Origin of the sequence: Propioniciclava soli, assembly GCF_014858005.1 — a bacterium.
GTDB lineage: Bacteria > Actinomycetota > Actinomycetes > Propionibacteriales > Propionibacteriaceae > Propioniciclava > Propioniciclava soli.
Genome location: NZ_JACYOT010000001.1, coordinates 421594 through 436189, shown reverse-complemented (window position 1 = coordinate 436189; position 14596 = coordinate 421594). Strand labels below are relative to the sequence as shown.

Annotated in this window: 11 protein-coding genes and 1 pseudogene; 4 read left to right on the top strand and 8 right to left on the bottom strand. The window is 71.1% G+C overall.

The annotated features are described in order from the left end of the window. The 4 genes and pseudogenes from IFY26_RS02015 to IFY26_RS02000 form a co-directional block, all read right to left on the bottom strand. Window positions 1-1815, bottom strand: a complete 1815-nt coding sequence (locus tag IFY26_RS02015; protein ID WP_232547333.1) for a glycoside hydrolase family 13 protein — start codon at window positions 1813-1815, stop codon at window positions 1-3. Then, window positions 1812-4043: a heavy metal translocating P-type ATPase gene (locus IFY26_RS02010; RefSeq protein ID WP_416046538.1), complete on the bottom strand. Its 2232-nt coding sequence runs from the start codon at window positions 4041-4043 to the stop codon at window positions 1812-1814. Before IFY26_RS02010 ends, IFY26_RS02015 begins: the two co-directional genes overlap by 4 nt. Window positions 4044-4145: 102 nt before the next feature. Then, window positions 4146-4385 (bottom strand): annotated as a pseudogene (locus tag IFY26_RS18350) (heavy-metal-associated domain-containing protein); the annotation flags it as partial. Window positions 4386-4636: 251 nt separating this feature from the next. Further along, complete coding sequence (locus IFY26_RS02000) at window positions 4637-4969, bottom strand: metal-sensitive transcriptional regulator (protein WP_232547466.1); 333 nt, start codon at window positions 4967-4969, stop codon at window positions 4637-4639. 589 nt (window positions 4970-5558) lie between these two features. Here IFY26_RS02000 and dnaB point away from each other — a divergent pair. The 4 genes from dnaB (at window position 5559) to IFY26_RS01980 (ending at window position 9928) form a co-directional block, all read left to right on the top strand. After that, a complete protein-coding gene (gene dnaB, locus IFY26_RS01995; RefSeq protein ID WP_232547465.1) occupies window positions 5559-6845 on the top strand; it encodes a replicative DNA helicase in 1287 nt (428 codons plus the stop codon). A 354-nt stretch (window positions 6846-7199) separates the two neighbouring features. Continuing rightward, window positions 7200-8744: a hypothetical protein gene (locus IFY26_RS01990; RefSeq protein WP_232547331.1), complete on the top strand. Its 1545-nt coding sequence runs from the start codon at window positions 7200-7202 to the stop codon at window positions 8742-8744. 56 nt (window positions 8745-8800) lie between these two features. After that, window positions 8801-9460, top strand: a complete 660-nt coding sequence (locus IFY26_RS01985; protein ID WP_232547330.1) for a DUF1345 domain-containing protein — start codon at window positions 8801-8803, stop codon at window positions 9458-9460. Window positions 9461-9550: 90 nt separating this feature from the next. Next, window positions 9551-9928: a DoxX family protein gene (locus IFY26_RS01980; protein WP_232547329.1), complete on the top strand. Its 378-nt coding sequence runs from the start codon at window positions 9551-9553 to the stop codon at window positions 9926-9928. Window positions 9929-9953: 25 nt separating this feature from the next. Here the strand turns inward: IFY26_RS01980 and IFY26_RS01975 are convergent, their stop codons facing one another. The 4 genes from IFY26_RS01975 to IFY26_RS01960 form a co-directional block, all read right to left on the bottom strand. After that, window positions 9954-10478 (bottom strand): DUF6596 domain-containing protein, encoded by a 525-nt coding sequence (locus IFY26_RS01975; RefSeq protein WP_232547328.1) that lies wholly within the window; start codon window positions 10476-10478, stop codon window positions 9954-9956. A gap of 705 nt (window positions 10479-11183) precedes the next feature. Then, window positions 11184-11537 carry a YciI family protein gene (locus tag IFY26_RS01970; RefSeq protein ID WP_232547327.1) on the bottom strand — a complete coding sequence of 118 codons (354 nt, stop codon included), beginning with the start codon at window positions 11535-11537 and terminating at the stop codon, window positions 11184-11186. Window positions 11538-11673: 136 nt separating this feature from the next. Further along, on the bottom strand, window positions 11674-13212 hold the full coding sequence (locus IFY26_RS01965; RefSeq protein ID WP_232547326.1) for a hypothetical protein: 1539 nt from the start codon (window positions 13210-13212) through the stop codon (window positions 11674-11676). Window positions 13213-13278: 66 nt separating this feature from the next. Continuing rightward, window positions 13279-14565: a hypothetical protein gene (locus IFY26_RS01960; protein WP_232547325.1), complete on the bottom strand. Its 1287-nt coding sequence runs from the start codon at window positions 14563-14565 to the stop codon at window positions 13279-13281. Window positions 14566-14596: the final 31 nt, after the last annotated feature.

Below are 14596 nucleotides of genomic sequence, written 5' to 3'. Positions count from 1 at the left end.
TCACCAGGCCCAGAGGGCGACGCCGGCCTGGGTTGGGTGCAGCCTGACGCGGCCGTCGGCCACGGTGATCCCCTCGCCGAGGACGGCGCGCCCTGACGCCACGCCGGGCAGCAGGGCGGCGTCCACCTCGATCGGCTCGGCGGGGTCGCGGGCGACCAGCACCAGCACCGACCCCTCGGGCGCCTCACGGACGAACGCGACGGCGTCCGCCACGGCGCCGACCCACCGCAGGCCGCCGCGGCGCAGGGCGGGCAGCTCGTGGCGCAGCGCGCCGAACCGGCGGACGGCGGCGAGGAGCTCGTGGTCCCAGGTCTTCGGCGCCTGCCAGGGGAACGGGCGGCGGCCGTACTCGCCGGTGGAACCGGCGAGCCCGATCTCATCGCCGTAGTAGAGCATCGGCGCGCCGGGCAGCGTGTGGGCCAGGCCGAGCGCGGCGAGCACCCGGCCTCGGTGGTCGCCCACGCGCCAGCGGATGCGGCCCGTGTCGTGGGAGCCGACGATGTTGAACGACGCGGTCGTGACGCTCCACGGCACCTGGGCCGTGAAATCGCGGTGCACCGCGACCAGGCCCGGCCCGTCCACCGCCGGGATGCGCGCGGTGACCGCGAAGTGGGCGTCCTCCTCGGCGCTGTCGGGCTGCTCAAGCCAGGCCCACGCCGGGCGCGAGAAGCCCGTGTAGTTCATCGCGCCGTGCCAGGTGAAGCCGTCGACGTCGTGGTGCAGGTCGTAGAAGTGCTCGGCGACGAGCCAGCGGTCACCCTCGGCGTCCACCGCCTCCCGGATGCGGTGGGCGACGGCGCGGTTGTCGTCGACGGCGCCGAGCCGTCCGGTCATGTTCGCCACGTCGATGCGCCAGCCGTCGAGGCCGGCGCGCAGCCAGCGGCGCAGGACGCCCTCGGGCCCGGTCAGCCGCTCGGTGAGCTCGGCCGACGCGTGGTTCAGCTTCGGCAGCGAGGCGAACCCCAGCCACGAGGCGTAGCCGGGGCCGTCGGCGTCCCACGTGTAGAAGCCGCGCTCGGCGCTGGCGGGGTCGTCGCGTCCGGTGCGGAACCAACCGTGGCCGCTGCCGGTGTGGTTGGGCGTGAAGTCGCCGATCACGCGGATGCCGCGCGCGTGGGCGGCGTCGATCAGACGGGTCAGCGCCGCGTCGCCGCCCAGGAGGGGGTCCACCTCGTCGAAGCTCGTCGCGTTGTAGCGGTGGTTCGACTCGGCGGGGAAGAACGGCGTGAGGTAGAGCACGGTGACGCCGAGCGAGACGAGGTGGTCGAGGTGCTCGGCGACGCCGTCGAGGTCGCCGCCGTAGAGCTGGAACTGCTGGCGCTGCGCGTAGGTGCGCAGCGGGTCGTCCCAGGCGGCGGGCAGGGCCCAGCCGGGCAGGGGGCGGGCGTCGGCGTCCGCGCTGCGGGCGAAGCGATCGCAGAAGACCTGGTAGACGACCGCGTCCTCCACCCACGCCGGGGGCGCGGCGGTGATGAGGCGGAAGTCGGCCACGTCCGGCACGTCGCGCGCGTGGACGCCGGTGCCGTTCAGCCACGCACCCCCGGGGTGGAGCGGACCCTCGAGGAACCAGCGGTACTGCAGCGTCGGGTTGGCCATCACGACCTCGGCGCTCCACCACGTCTCGCCGTCGCCCTGCTGCGCCGGGTGGGCCTCGACGAAGGTGCCCTCGCCATCGAGCAGGTACCGCAGGTGGAGCCGCTCGAGGGGGTGGGCGTCGGGCACGCGGACGCGCAGCGTCACGGTGTCACCCAGCACCGGGTGGGGGTCGGAGACGTACAGGGGCGAGGGGTCGTGGTGCGCGAGGCCGAAAGTCACGGGCGCGAGCCTAGACCGCGGAACCGGCGCAGCAGCAGGCTGTTGCCCACCACGAACACGCTGGAGAACGCCATGGCGGCGCCCGCGATCATCGGGGTGAGCCAACCGAACGCCGCGAGCGGCAGCGCGGCGACGTTGTACGCGAACGCCCAGAACAGGTTGGTGGTGATGGTGCGCAGCGTGGCCCGCGAGAGGCGGATCGCATCGACGGCGAGCAGCAGATCACCCCGCATGAGCGTGATGCCGGCGGCCTCCTTGGCGGCGTCGGTGCCCGTGCCGAGCGCGACGCCGAGATCGGCCGCCGCCAGGGCCGCGGCGTCGTTGACGCCGTCACCCACCATGGCGACCTTCAGCCCGGACGCCTGCAGGTCGCTCACCACGCGCACCTTGCCCTCGGGGCGGACGCCGGCGACCACCCGCTCGATGCCCACCTCGTCGGCCACCGCGCGGGCGGCGCGCTCATTGTCGCCGGTGAGCAGCACCGGGGTGAGGCCCAGCTCGCGGAACCGCGCGACCGCCTCGGCCGACGTCGGCTTGAGGGTGTCGGCCAGCGCCAGCGCGCCGATCGGGGTGCCATCGCGCGTCACGACCACGACCGTCTGGCCAAACACCTCGGCCGCGGCCACGGCGTCCGCGAGCGGGCCGAGGTCGACGACGTCGGGCCGCACCACGGTGACGATCTCGCCGTCGACGCTTGCCCGGACGCCCTCGCCGGGCACGTTGGCGAACAGCGTCGGGGCGGCGAGGGGCGTCGTGTGCTGGGCCGCGCGCGCGGCGGCGACCACGGCCCGGGCGATGGGGTGCTCGGACGGCGACTCGGCCGCCCCGGCCAGCCGCAGCACCTCGCGCTCGGTCACCCCGGGGGCGGCGTGGACGGCGGCGAGGCTCAGGTCGCCACGGGTGAGCGTGCCGGTCTTGTCGAGCACGACGGCGTCGATGCGGCGGGCGCGCTCGAGCACGTCGGGGCCACCGATGAGAATGCCGAGCTTCGCGCCGCGGCCGGTGCCGACGAGCAGGGCCGTGGGCGTCGCGAGGCCGAGCGCGCAGGGGCAGGCGATGATGAGCACCGCGACGGCGGCGGTGGCGGCGAACAGGAGCGTCTCCCCGGCGAGCAGCCAGCCGACGAGGGTGATTGCGGCGATCGCGAGCACGACGGGGACGAAGACCCCGGAGATGCGGTCGACCACGGCCTGCACCGGGGCCTTGCGCGTCTGGGCGTCCTCGACGAGGCGGGCCATGCGGGCCAGCTCGGTGTCGGCCCCCACGCGGGTGGCGCGCACGAGGAGGCGTCCGTTGGCGTTGAGGGTGGCGCCGATCACGGCATCCTCGGGGGCCTTGTCGACCGGCAGCGACTCCCCCGTCACCATCGACTCGTCGACGGCGGACGCCCCGTCCACCACGACGCCGTCGGTCGCGATCTTCTCCCCGGGTCGGACGACGAACACGTCGCCGACCGCCAGCGCGTCGACGCCCACCCGGTGCTCGACGCCGTCGCGCAGCACAGTGGCCTCCGCCGCGCCCAGCGTGAGGACCGCGCGGAGGGCGTCCGAGGCCTGGGTGCGGGCGCGGGCCTCGAACCAGCGCCCGGCGAGCAGGAACGTGGTGATGCCGGTGACGGCCTCGAAGTAGACGGCGGCGCCGTCACCCCGGCCGAGGGCGAGGCTGAAGGGGTGCTGGTAGTGCCAGTCGCCGGCGTGGGTGAAGAACAGGGCCCACACCGAGTAGAGGTAGCCCGCAGTCGTGCCGAGGGAGACCAGGGTGTCCATCGTCGTGGCGCCGTGACGGGCGTTCACGAGGGCCGAGCGGTGGAAGCGGCGTCCGCACCACGCGTAGACGGGGGTGGCGAGCACGAGCGAGAGCCACGTCCAGCCCGGGAACTGCCAGGCGGGCACCATCGCGAGGGCGATCACGGGCACGGTGAGCACGGCGGCGAGCACGAGGTCGCGGCGCAGCGGGGTGACGCGGTCGGGCTCCTCGGCGACCGGGTCGGGCACGGCGGCGTCGTAGCCGGTGTCCCGGACGACCCGGATCAGGTGGGCGGCGTCCGGCCCGGTGGAGAGGATGTGGGCGCGCTCGGTGGCGTAGTTCACGCTGGCGCTCACGCCGTCGAGCCGGTTCAGCTTCTTCTCGATGCGCGCGGCGCAGGACGCGCACGTCATGCCGAGGATGTCGAGTTCGACGGACGTGCGCACATCGGCCACGGGGGCCGTGTCGGTGTCGGTGGACACAAGGTCTCCTTGGTTCGTCAGGAGACCCCGCGTGGGCTCACGCGGACGCGGGGCTCCTGGCCAAAGTGGGTGGTGCCGGGTTCGGGCGGGGGCGTCGGCTCAGGCGACGGTGTAGTCGCCGGCCTCGGCGACGGCCTCGACGATGCGGTCGAAGTCGACCGGCGCGTCGGAGGTGACCTCGAGGCGTCCGGACTCCAGGTCGACCGTCACGCCGGTGACGCCGTCGATCGAGGAGACCTCCTCGGTGACGGCCTTCACGCAGTGCTCGCAGGTCATGCCGGAGACGGTGTAGGTGGCCGCGTTGCTCGACTCGGCCGCGTCACCGGACGCCGCGCCGGCCAGCGGGGCCGACTGCTCGGATTCCTTTACGCCCACCTGCGCGCCCTTCTGCTCACCGCACGTGCACGCCTTGCCCTCCTGGCAACCGCAACCGCAGTCGGCACCACAGGTGCAGGTGGCCTGGGCGGCGTCCTTCGGGGCGGCGTGGTCGCCGCAGCCGCAGCCGCAGCCCCCACCGGTGGCGTTCGCGTCCTTGATGGTGAGATCGACCATGTCTGTGCTCCTTCGTGTTCGGATGGTTCGGCGTGGTGGTGTCAGCTGCGGACGAGACGCTTGATCGCCTCGGACGCCTCGCGGATCTTGGCCTGTGCCTCGGCGTCGTCGCCGGATCGGGCGGCGGCCAGGACGCAGTGATTCATGTGGTCATCGAGGAGTTCGAGCCCGACCGACTCGAGCGCCTTCGTCATGGCGGAGATCTGGGTGAGGATGTCGATGCAGTACTTCTCCTCCTCCACCATGCGCTGCAGGCCGCGGGCCTGGCCCTCGATGCGACGCAGCCGGCGCAGATAGTTCTCGCGCGCGGTGATGTAACCGTGGTGGTGCCCGGCCTCGTGGCCGCAGCTCTCGTGCCCGCCGGTCACGGCCATCTGCATCGTCTCTTCGCTCATCTCGTCCCCTCCCTCGGCAATGATACCCCGTGGGGGTACCCAGCGGCCACTTGCGGGCCGCCCGCACCGGGCAAAATCCCAGTGGGACTGAACTCGACACCCGGAGGGCCCGCCCTGTGGAAAAGCTGGGGGCGATGCGACGCCGCCCAGGCCCATCACCCACGCCCGAGATCGCTGTGTTCACCATTCGGATACCTCCTGCTCACCGCGCCAACCCACAGCGGTGAAGAGCATCGCAGCTTGTCAGAGGGGTTTCGCTGGGTTCTAAACTTCTCAATCCCCAACGACGACGGCGTGTCGTACACAGCCGCCCCCGCGTGGCTCCACAGCCATCCACAGGTTGTCCACACCGGCGCCCGGTGGGCGCGTTTGGCGAGGGCTCGGCGGGGGCCTACGGTGCCATGACCGGGTCCGCTCGCCAGTTTTGTCAGAGGCGGCCCCTAGCGTCACGGTCGTGAGGGAAGGAAGAGGAGTGTCGGTCGACAACCTGCAGGGCCAGTGGTCGGGGGCGAGCGTCGTCCCGTTCGATCGGGGGGGCTCCGCGGGTGATCGGACGCCGCCGCAGGACATGGCGGCCGAGCAGTCGGTGCTGGGGGCGATGCTGCTCAGCAAGGATGCGATCGGCGAGGTCACCGAGCTGGTCAAGGGGCGTGACTTCTACCGCCTCGCGCACGAGCTGATCTACGACGCGATCATGGACCAGTACGGCCGCGGCGAGCCGGTGGACGCCATCACGGTGGCCGACAACCTGGGCAAGGGCGGCCACCTCAACCAAATCGGTGGGCACATCTACCTGCACGAGCTGGTGTCGGCGGTGTCGGTGACGGCGAACGCCACCTACTACGCCGAGATTGTGCGCGACAAGGCGATCCTGCGGCGGCTCGTGGACGCCTCGATGAAAATCTCGCAGATGGGGTACGCCGCCGAGGGCGACGTGAACGGCATCGTCGACCGGGCGCAGCAGGCGATCTACGACGTGGCCGAGAACCGCACGGCGGAGGACTACCAGCCGCTGAGCGAGCTGGTGGAGCTCACCCTGGACGAGATCGAGTCGCTCGCCCAGCACGGCGTGATGGCGGGGGTGCCGACGGGCTTCATCGACCTGGACCAGCTGACCAACGGCCTCCACGCGGGCCAGATGGTGATCGTCGCGGCGCGCCCCGGTATGGGCAAGTCGACGTTGGGGCTCGACTTCGCGCGGGCGGCGTCCATCAAGCACGGCCTGACGAGCATCTTCTTCAGCCTCGAGATGACGAAGTCCGAGATCGTGATGCGCCTCATGGCGGCCGAGTCGGGCGTTCCGCTCGGGCACATTCGCAAGGGCGAGATGAGCGAGGAGTACTGGAGCCGCATCGCGGGCAAGACGGCGCAGATCTCGCGGGCGCCGCTGTTCATCGACGACTCCCCCAACCTGACGATGATGGAGATCCGCGCCAAGGCGCGGCGGCTCAAGCAGAAGCACGACCTCAAGCTCATCATCATCGATTACATGCAGCTGATGACGTCGGGCAAGAAGGTCGAGAGCCGCCAGCTCGAGGTTTCGGAGTTCAGCCGGCAGATCAAGTTGCTCGCCAAGGAACTCGAGGTGCCCGTCGTAGCGCTGTCGCAGCTCAACCGTGGCCCCGAGGCGCGGACCGACAAGCGCCCGATGCTGTCCGACCTGCGTGAATCCGGCTCGCTCGAGCAGGACGCCGACGTCGTGATCCTGCTGCACCGCGAGGACGCCTACGACAAGGAGTCCCCCCGCCAGGGCGAGGCCGACTTCATCATCGCCAAGCACCGCAATGGCGCCACCACCACCCTGCCCGTCGCGTTCCAGGGGGCGCTCAGCCGCTTCGTCGACATGCAGCGATGAACCCCGCCCCGTAGCGCGGTGATCACGGCGAACGCGTCCACATCCACGGTCCGGTAGCGACGGCGCCCGGACCCGTCCCGCGGGGGCGTCTCCAAGTGCCACGCGCCGAGTGCAGACGCGGCAGGGGTGCGGCTGCGGCCCCGTTCAAGGGAAAAGTCGAGACCAGCCGCGCGATCGCCGCAGGGATCCTAATGTCGGTCTCAGAAGGCTCCAGCGATGGCGCGCACCCCCTTCCCACGAGGTTTGACCGTGAACACTGTGCATTCTCCTCTGGAGGGCCACAGCCCCCCGGATGCGAGCGGGCGACGGAGCAGAGGGAGCCTTGTTGATCCGCCCGTCCAAGGACTGATCGCCGTGGCGACGGTGGCGCTGTGGCTGATGCTCGAGGAAGGGTTTCCGAGGGTCTACCCGCCGTATGAGGATGCCGCGATGCTGTTCCGATATGCCGACAATCTCGCTTCCGGCGGTGGACTGGCCTGGAACGCCGGCGAGTCCCCGGCCGTCACGGACGGGGCCACGGATCTGGGTTTCGTTCTGGTGCTGGCTGCGTTGGTCTGGCTGGGCGTCCAGGTGCAGGTCGCGGCTCTGGCCCTCAACACCGCGGCGGTGTTCGCCACGGGCGTTCTCCTGGACGTCATGAATCGCAGGGTGTGGCAGCTGCCAGCGGCGTCCCTGTCCTTGGTGACGCTGGTCATCTTCAGCGGACCCGCCAATCGCTATCTCGCCAGTGGTTTCTCGCCACCCATCTTCGCTTTCATCATCGCAGCGGCAACGGTGCTCGCAGCGCTGAGCGCGGCCGCCAAGGTGGGCGGGTCACGGTGGCAGGTCCTGCTCGCCGCCAGTGGGGTCTGCGCAGGGATCGCCGGCTGGTGGCGTCCGGAAGGTTTCGTGCTGAGCAGCATCATGGTCGCGCCGGCATGGCTGATGCTCGCTCCCGACCGCTCGTGGCGGCGGCTGATTCGACCGGTCCTGCTGTTCGTCGTGCCCCTCGTGGTGGGCGGGTTGGCCTGGGTGGCGTTTCGCGTGGGCTACATCGGGCAGCTCCTCCCCACGTCGGCCGTCATGAAGTCCGGCGAAGGGATCTACCCCGGCAGCGTCCTCGAAGCCGCTGGCCTCTATCTCCTGTGGACCGCACCCCTCACCGTGATCGTGTGGAACCGACAGAAGTGGTGGGCCCGGGTGGGATGGAAGGGCCTGGTGGTCGTGGGCGCCCTCCTCGTCGCGGCCGTCGTGTGGCTGCCGGTGCACGCGACCTTCAATCACTGGGAACGCATGCAGTGGCCCCTGGTGCCCGCACTGGCCATCCTGATGGTCTCGGCGTTGTCGGACGTGGCTGCGCGCCGCGCCGTCGCCGGGCCGGTCCCGTCCCTCACCGCGTTGGTTGCGGTGGGCCTCTGCATGGCCCTGGCCCTGTATTCGCATGTGGGGAACGGTTACCAAGAGAGCCCTTTCCACACCGCCGTTTCGCGAGCGCTCTCCGGTGTCGACACCTCGTCGCTGCGGCTGGCCACCACCGAGGCCGGCCTGATTCCCCTCAGCGTGTCGGGCAAGGCGCTGGACACCTGGGGGCACAACGATCGCAGCCTTGCGGAGAGTCGGCGGGGAACCCTTGAGCAACGGCTGCAGGAATTCGAGCCCAACGTTCTCATCGTGCACGGATTCACTGCCCCACCCGCGTTCGCGGAGATCGCCTGCCGGTCCGGCGGGGACTGGTCCGACATGGTGTCCCGGCTGTACTCCTACGCCGATCACCACGACCTGCGGCTCCTCCGATCCACCGCGATGCAACAGTGCGACTTCTGGACCGTCTACGTCGGGCCCGGGGTGTCCCCCGACATCGTTGACGCCTTGCGGAGCTACCGGCTGGCCGGGGAGGAACTCGTGGCGCTGCCGTCGTGACCGACGGCCGAGAGCGTGGCGCGCGGAGCGGAGAGGGGAGGAGTAGGTTCCGCAGGGTGGAGAGATCACACGCCTGGCCGGGGTCGACCGCCGTCCGGGTCGGAATCTGCGTCGCGATCGGCGCCGCCGTGGGTCTGACGACGAGCGCCCTGCTCGGGGGGCATGCCCTGTGGGCTCCCCTGCTGGGCTGGATCGCCACGTCGGCGACCTTCTGTGTGTGGACCTGGCTGGTCGTGCGCGCGATGGACGCGGACGCGATGGCCGAGCACGCCAGCGCCGAGGACACGGGCCGGGCCGCCGGCGCCACGATCCTCCTCGTCGCGTGTCTCGCGTCCGTCGTGGGCGTCGGATTCCTGCTCCTGGCCAGCACCACCGACTCCACGGGACGCGTGCTCGACTCGCTGCTCGGCGTCGCCGCCGTGGTCGCCTCTTGGTTCGTCGTCCACATGCTGTTCACGCTGCGCTACGCCCGCCAACACGTCGACGATCCCGAACACGGTGTCGACTTCGAGGGTGACGAGCGACCCACGTACCGCGACTTCGCGTACACCGCCTACACGATCGGCATGACGTACCAGGTCTCCGACACCGGCATGAAGTCCACAGCCATCCGCCGGACCGTGTTGCGTCACGCCCTGCTGTCGTACTTCTTGGGGGCCGTCATCATCGCCTGCACGATCAACCTCGTGGTTCAACTCGCCGCATCTGGGAGTTGAGACCGGACGCCGACCGGCCCACCCGGACTGGACCCCGGCCGGGGCGCAGTGGTGTGCTGGGGGCATGATCGCGATCACCGAGGCCCGCCCATGACCGAACACCGCAAGGCAACGATTTCGGCGCTGGTCTCAGCAGGATTCCTCACCGGCATGGGTGTGCTGCACTTCGTCAAGCCCAAGCCCTTCGACGGCCTGATCCCCGAGGCGCTGCCCGGCTTGGCCCGGGCGTGGACCTACGGCTCCGGCGTCGCCGAGCTGGCCGTGGCTGGCCTGCTCGCCGCCCCGCAGACCCGGCGCTTGGGCGGCCGCCTGGCCACCCTGCTGTACCTCGGCGTCTTCCCGGGCAACCTGAAGATGGCGTGGGACTGGCGCGACCGCCCGCTGACGTCGCGGCTCATCGCGTGGGGTCGTCTCCCGTTCCAGGCCCTGCTGATCCGGCAGTCCGAACACATCCACCGGCACGCGTGAGCGGTCGGTCGAGGCTGCGGTGGGCCTACCCGAGCAGGGCACGGCGCCGACGCAGATGCTCGCGCTCGGTGTCGTTGGGGCAGGCGGCGATCGCCCGGTCGTAGGATGCCCGCGCGGCGACCACATCGCCCGTCCGGGCGCATAGTTCGGCGCGCACAACGTCCACGCGATGGCTGTGTGGGAGGTCCACCGACCGCAGTGCCTCGAGGCCGGCCGCGGGCCCGGCGTCCTCGGCGACGGCGACCGCGCGGGCCAGCGCGGCGGCCGGCGAAGCATCAATCTCCAGGAGGGCGTCGTACAGCCGGACGATGGCGTCCCACCGGGTGGTGGTCGGGTCGAGGGCGAGGGCGTGCTCGCGCGCGATGGCAGCCTGCAGGGCGTACGAGGCGGCCAGACCGGACAGGGGTTGACCCAGCACGGATGAGCGCAGCAGGGCGAGTCCCTCGGCGATCTCATCGTGACGCCACCGGGCACGATCCTGCTCGGCCAGCACGACGAGTGCACCGGCGCCGTTGACGCGTGCGTTCCGCCGCGAGTGCTGGAGCAGCATGAGGGCGAGTAGCGACTCGAGAACCGGTTCATCCGGCACCAACTGTCGCACCAGCGCACCAGGCGGACGGCTTCGCCGGCGAGCTCGGCGCGTGGCACATCGGAGCCGCCGCCCGGTGCGTACCCGGCCGTGAATGCCAGGTAGGCCGTGCGGGCCACCGCGTCCAGGCGCTCGGGCAGGACGCCTGCCCCCGGGAGGGTGAAGGGCAGACCGGCCGCTACGATCTTGCGTTTGGCCCGGGTGAGGCGGGCGGCCATCGTGGCCTGGGGGACGAGGAAGAGGCGCGCGATGTCGGCCGTCGCCACCCCCAGGACGAGCCGGAGCGTGAGTGCGGAGGCGCCGGCGGGGGCGAGCGCGGGGTGCGTGCACAGGAGCACGAGCCGGAGGAGGTCGTCGTCGACGCGCCCGGGATCGCCCGGGTCGGCCGGATCCCCGGGCGACATCGGGGTAGGGAGTGATGGCTCGACGCGCCGATGCAGGGCCTCAGCCCTGAGCCGGTCGAGCGCCCGGCGCCGGGCCGCCGTGTACAGCCAACCCGCACCGTTCGCGGGCACGCCATCGCGTGGCCACGTCCTCGCCGCCGCTTCGACGGCGTCGGCGAGGGCGTCCTCGGCGAGGTCGAGGCGGTGGAAGCGTGCCACGAGCAGGGACAGCAGACGGCCCCAGTCGTCGCGAACCACCGCCTCGAGCTGGCCGGCCGGCGTTTCACTCGTAGGGGTCCACCACCGGCTGGATCTGGATGTCGTAGGCGGGCAGGGCGCGGAGCACCTCGGTGAGGGTGTCCAGATCGGGGGCGTCCAGGAGGTAGAAACCACCCAGACCCTCGACGGCCTCGGCGAACGGTCCGTCGGTCAAGGTGACGGCCCCGCCGCGGGTGCGCATGACCGTGGCGGTGTCCGCAGCGCCCAACGCATCGCCGGCGAGGATCGTCACACCACGACGCCCGCACGCGGCTCCGAAGTCATCGAACTTCTCCATGGACGCAGCCTGCTCGGCGTCCGTCTGCTCCCCCCACGGCTTCTCGTCCCCGTCGGCCATCAGCAACACCAGGTACTTCATCGTTCCTCCTTCGCGGGCCGCGGGTGCGACCTCACCACCATGACGCATGAGAGGTGCCCGAATCGACAGGCGTCGGGTGTTTTCACATCCGACCCGACCTTGATTGGTCGCCCACCCAGCATGCGGGCGGCCGCGCCTAGAACGGCGGTGGGTCGTTCCAACCCGGTTCAGGGCGCGCCGGTCCCTCACGCATCGGCGTGACCGGACGCCGCCGCTCCCCCGCTGCCTGTGCCAGTTCGGGCGGTGAGGATCGCGCGGCACTCGGAGCGCGCCCCATCGGGGTGGTGCCGTGCGGTGTGACCAGGTACTGGAAGCCGGCCTCGCTGGTGAACCAGAAGACGCCCGGTCTCAGCTGTTCCCAGCGGTGGCCCGCGTGGGTCTTGGCCCGGTGGGCGGTGCGGGCCAGCGGGCCGAGGTTGTCCGCCCGGGTCTGGTGGCGTCCATTTGTGTCGTGGTGATCGAACGCCACCGTGTGATCGAGGTCGCAGCGGCGCGATTCCGTCGCCGACCAGGGCGTCAGGTCGTAGGGGTTGCGGGCGATCACGTGCTCGCGGAGCCGGTCCGGCACCTCGTAGGCGTCTGACACGGGCGGTGCGTTGAGGTCGATGACCGGCTGCACCTTCACCACGCTGCCCCGCAGCACGTGGTGCAGCGAGTCGATGTCGACCGGTCCGTGACGCTCGATGCGCACCACGCCGCTGCCGGCAGACACCACGCCGTCGGCGTCCGGACGGGAGACGTCGTCGGCGTGCAGGTGGAGGAACAGCTTCACCTGCGGGCGGAGCTTGTCGGGGTCGATCCGGGGCACCGGCGACAGGACCTCTTCCACCGCCGACGCGGGCTGGCCGTGCTCCTCCAGGTAGGCCGCCGCCAGGTGCGGGACGGCGAGCAGGGCCAGCGCGCGGGCGCGACGGTGCTGGAGCGGCTCCGGCTCCTCGCCCGCGGCGGTGGCCTCGCCGGCCAGCAGCGTGGCGATGCGCGTGACCTGCGCCTCGAGCGCGAGGCCGTCCATCGCGTCCAGCCGGCCATCGAGCGTCACCTGGCCCTCCTCGATGGACGACACCCAGACGCCGCGCTGCTCCCGCCGCGCCGCCACCCGCTCCGCGGCGAGCACCGGGTCCACCCGGACGATCAGCCCCTTCAGCAACCGCCGCGCCCGGGGCCAACCGAGCAGGTCGACACCGTCGGCCAGCCACGCGTCGACCTGGAGGCACTCCTGGGCCCCGAGCCCAGCCCGGAGACACTCCGTGACCACGTTCTGCGCCTGCCAGGCCTCGACCCGCAGCGTCTGCACGGCCTCCCACAGGCGCGGATGCCGGTGCCGGAGATTCAGCGCTTCGGCGATCCGCGCCCGAGCCCCCGGCACGGTGCAGCCCAACAGCCCCGCGAGCTCCACCGTGAGGAACTCAGCCACCCAGGGCGTCCCGTCGGCCCCGACGCGGACCCACCGCTCGGCACCCTCCCACCCCAGGGCCGCATCGGGGGCTGCGTCATCATCGCGCAGGTCGTCCTCGACCACGTCGTGCTCATCGCAGGCCTGCACGATCAGCGCCAGCCGGCGCGCGGCGTCCGCCCGCTGGCGCGCGACGACCAGGGCGAGGTCGTCGAAGACATCCGTCTCGCCACCCTCATCGCGGGGCCTCAACCCCACCGCTCCTGCCACCGATTCGCTCATGGAACCATCGAACCACGCCCCTCTGACATTTTTCGTACAGAGGTTCGAGCCCCTTGGGCGGCGCGTTCAGATCGACGGCGATTCGCCCTCGTCCGCCGCTTCCGCCTCTGCCGCCTCCGCAGACGCACCCAACCGGAGCCGCCGTTTCTGCTCCACGCGCTCGGCCGACCGGAGGATTTGGCGATCCCGTAAATCCTCCATGCCCTTGGCGAACATCTTCGCACGCCCGGCGACGTCCGCCCCGGTCGTGCTCACCTGACCTGCGGCGTCCGCCACCAAGGCCTTGGCCGCGGTGCCCCAACCAACAGCCTCCAGCCTTCCGGCCGACAGACCGGTCAGCTCCGCGTGCTCGGCGAAGGTGTTGACAGCATCCGCGATCGCGTTGGCCTCGCGGACGATGCGCTGCGCGCTGATCGGGTTTGCGACGCGCGCGAAGTTGGTGAGCGATGACGCCTCGCTGACTGCCCGCGCAATGGCGTCCAGGGCCACGGCGATCTTCCGGCTGCGTTCCGCGCGGGCAATCACGATCCCCCGCCGATGTGCGTCGAGGTGTTCCGCGTCGGCCTCGGCAACGCGGGCCAGTTCGAGCACGTACTGCCGATCCTGTAGCGCCAGCGAACGAGCCAATACCCCCAGCCAGAAGCCCACCTCCACCCGCGCCGCCTCAGCGGCCTTTGCCGCGCGGTCCGTGTCTGCCCGTGCGGCGGCGACGTTGTCGGCAGACGCCCGCAGCTGCGCCACGGACTCGGCCTGTAGCGTCTGCAGCGTCAGCGAATTCGCCTGCACCTTCGACCACGTCACCTCCGACACCGCGCCCGTGTGCTCGTAGATCGCCTCGGCCTCCTCCAGCGCCAACATGACGCCACCCACGCGGCCGAGGAGTTCGTTCTTGCGCTGCTTCAGCAGCTGGTCGAGCTTCTCGTCGATGGTGCGCAGGTACGTGGTGATCTCGTCGAGGGACGCCTGGAGCGCCTGCTGCGTGACCATTGCAGCCAGCGCCGCACCGCCGGCGGGGGTGACGAGCAACCCCTTCTGAAAGTTGAGGTGCTTGACGATCTCCCCGCCCTTGCCGCGGACGACTCCCGAGATGGCGTCGCCTGCCTTGTTCGGCACCGGGCCGTGCTTCCTCAACAACTCTGCCGACTCCTTTGTCAGCTTCACCCAGCGGCCGCTCTCCGCCCACATATTGTTCGCCTCACCCATCGCACGCCCGATGCGCGCGACATCGGTCGGGCTCAGCCGGCGGACGCCGCCGCGGGCTTGGTCGCCCCACACCCCAGCAAGAGTTCCCTCATCCCCTAGCACGAGGAACCCGTCCTCGGCCTCGAACACCTGCACCGTTGCTTCATCCATCACGTGAAGAATTCTGACACAAAGTGCGTGC

What these genes read in the sequence shown, in the direction of transcription:
- IFY26_RS01975 (WP_232547328.1), bottom strand. Translation starts at nt 10,478, where the DNA reads ATGCTGCTCCAGCACTCGCGGCGGAACGCACGCGTCAACGGCGCCGGT.
- IFY26_RS01980 (WP_232547329.1), top strand. Translation starts at nt 9,551, where the DNA reads ATGACCGAACACCGCAAGGCAACGATTTCGGCGCTGGTCTCAGCAGGA.
- IFY26_RS02000 (WP_232547466.1), bottom strand. Translation starts at nt 4,969, where the DNA reads ATGGCCGTGACCGGCGGGCACGAGAGCTGCGGCCACGAGGCCGGGCAC.
- IFY26_RS01970 (WP_232547327.1), bottom strand. Translation starts at nt 11,537, where the DNA reads ATGAAGTACCTGGTGTTGCTGATGGCCGACGGGGACGAGAAGCCGTGG.
- IFY26_RS01960 (WP_232547325.1), bottom strand. Translation starts at nt 14,565, where the DNA reads ATGGATGAAGCAACGGTGCAGGTGTTCGAGGCCGAGGACGGGTTCCTC.
- dnaB (WP_232547465.1), top strand. Translation starts at nt 5,559, where the DNA reads ATGGCGGCCGAGCAGTCGGTGCTGGGGGCGATGCTGCTCAGCAAGGAT.
- IFY26_RS01965 (WP_232547326.1), bottom strand. Translation starts at nt 13,212, where the DNA reads ATGAGCGAATCGGTGGCAGGAGCGGTGGGGTTGAGGCCCCGCGATGAG.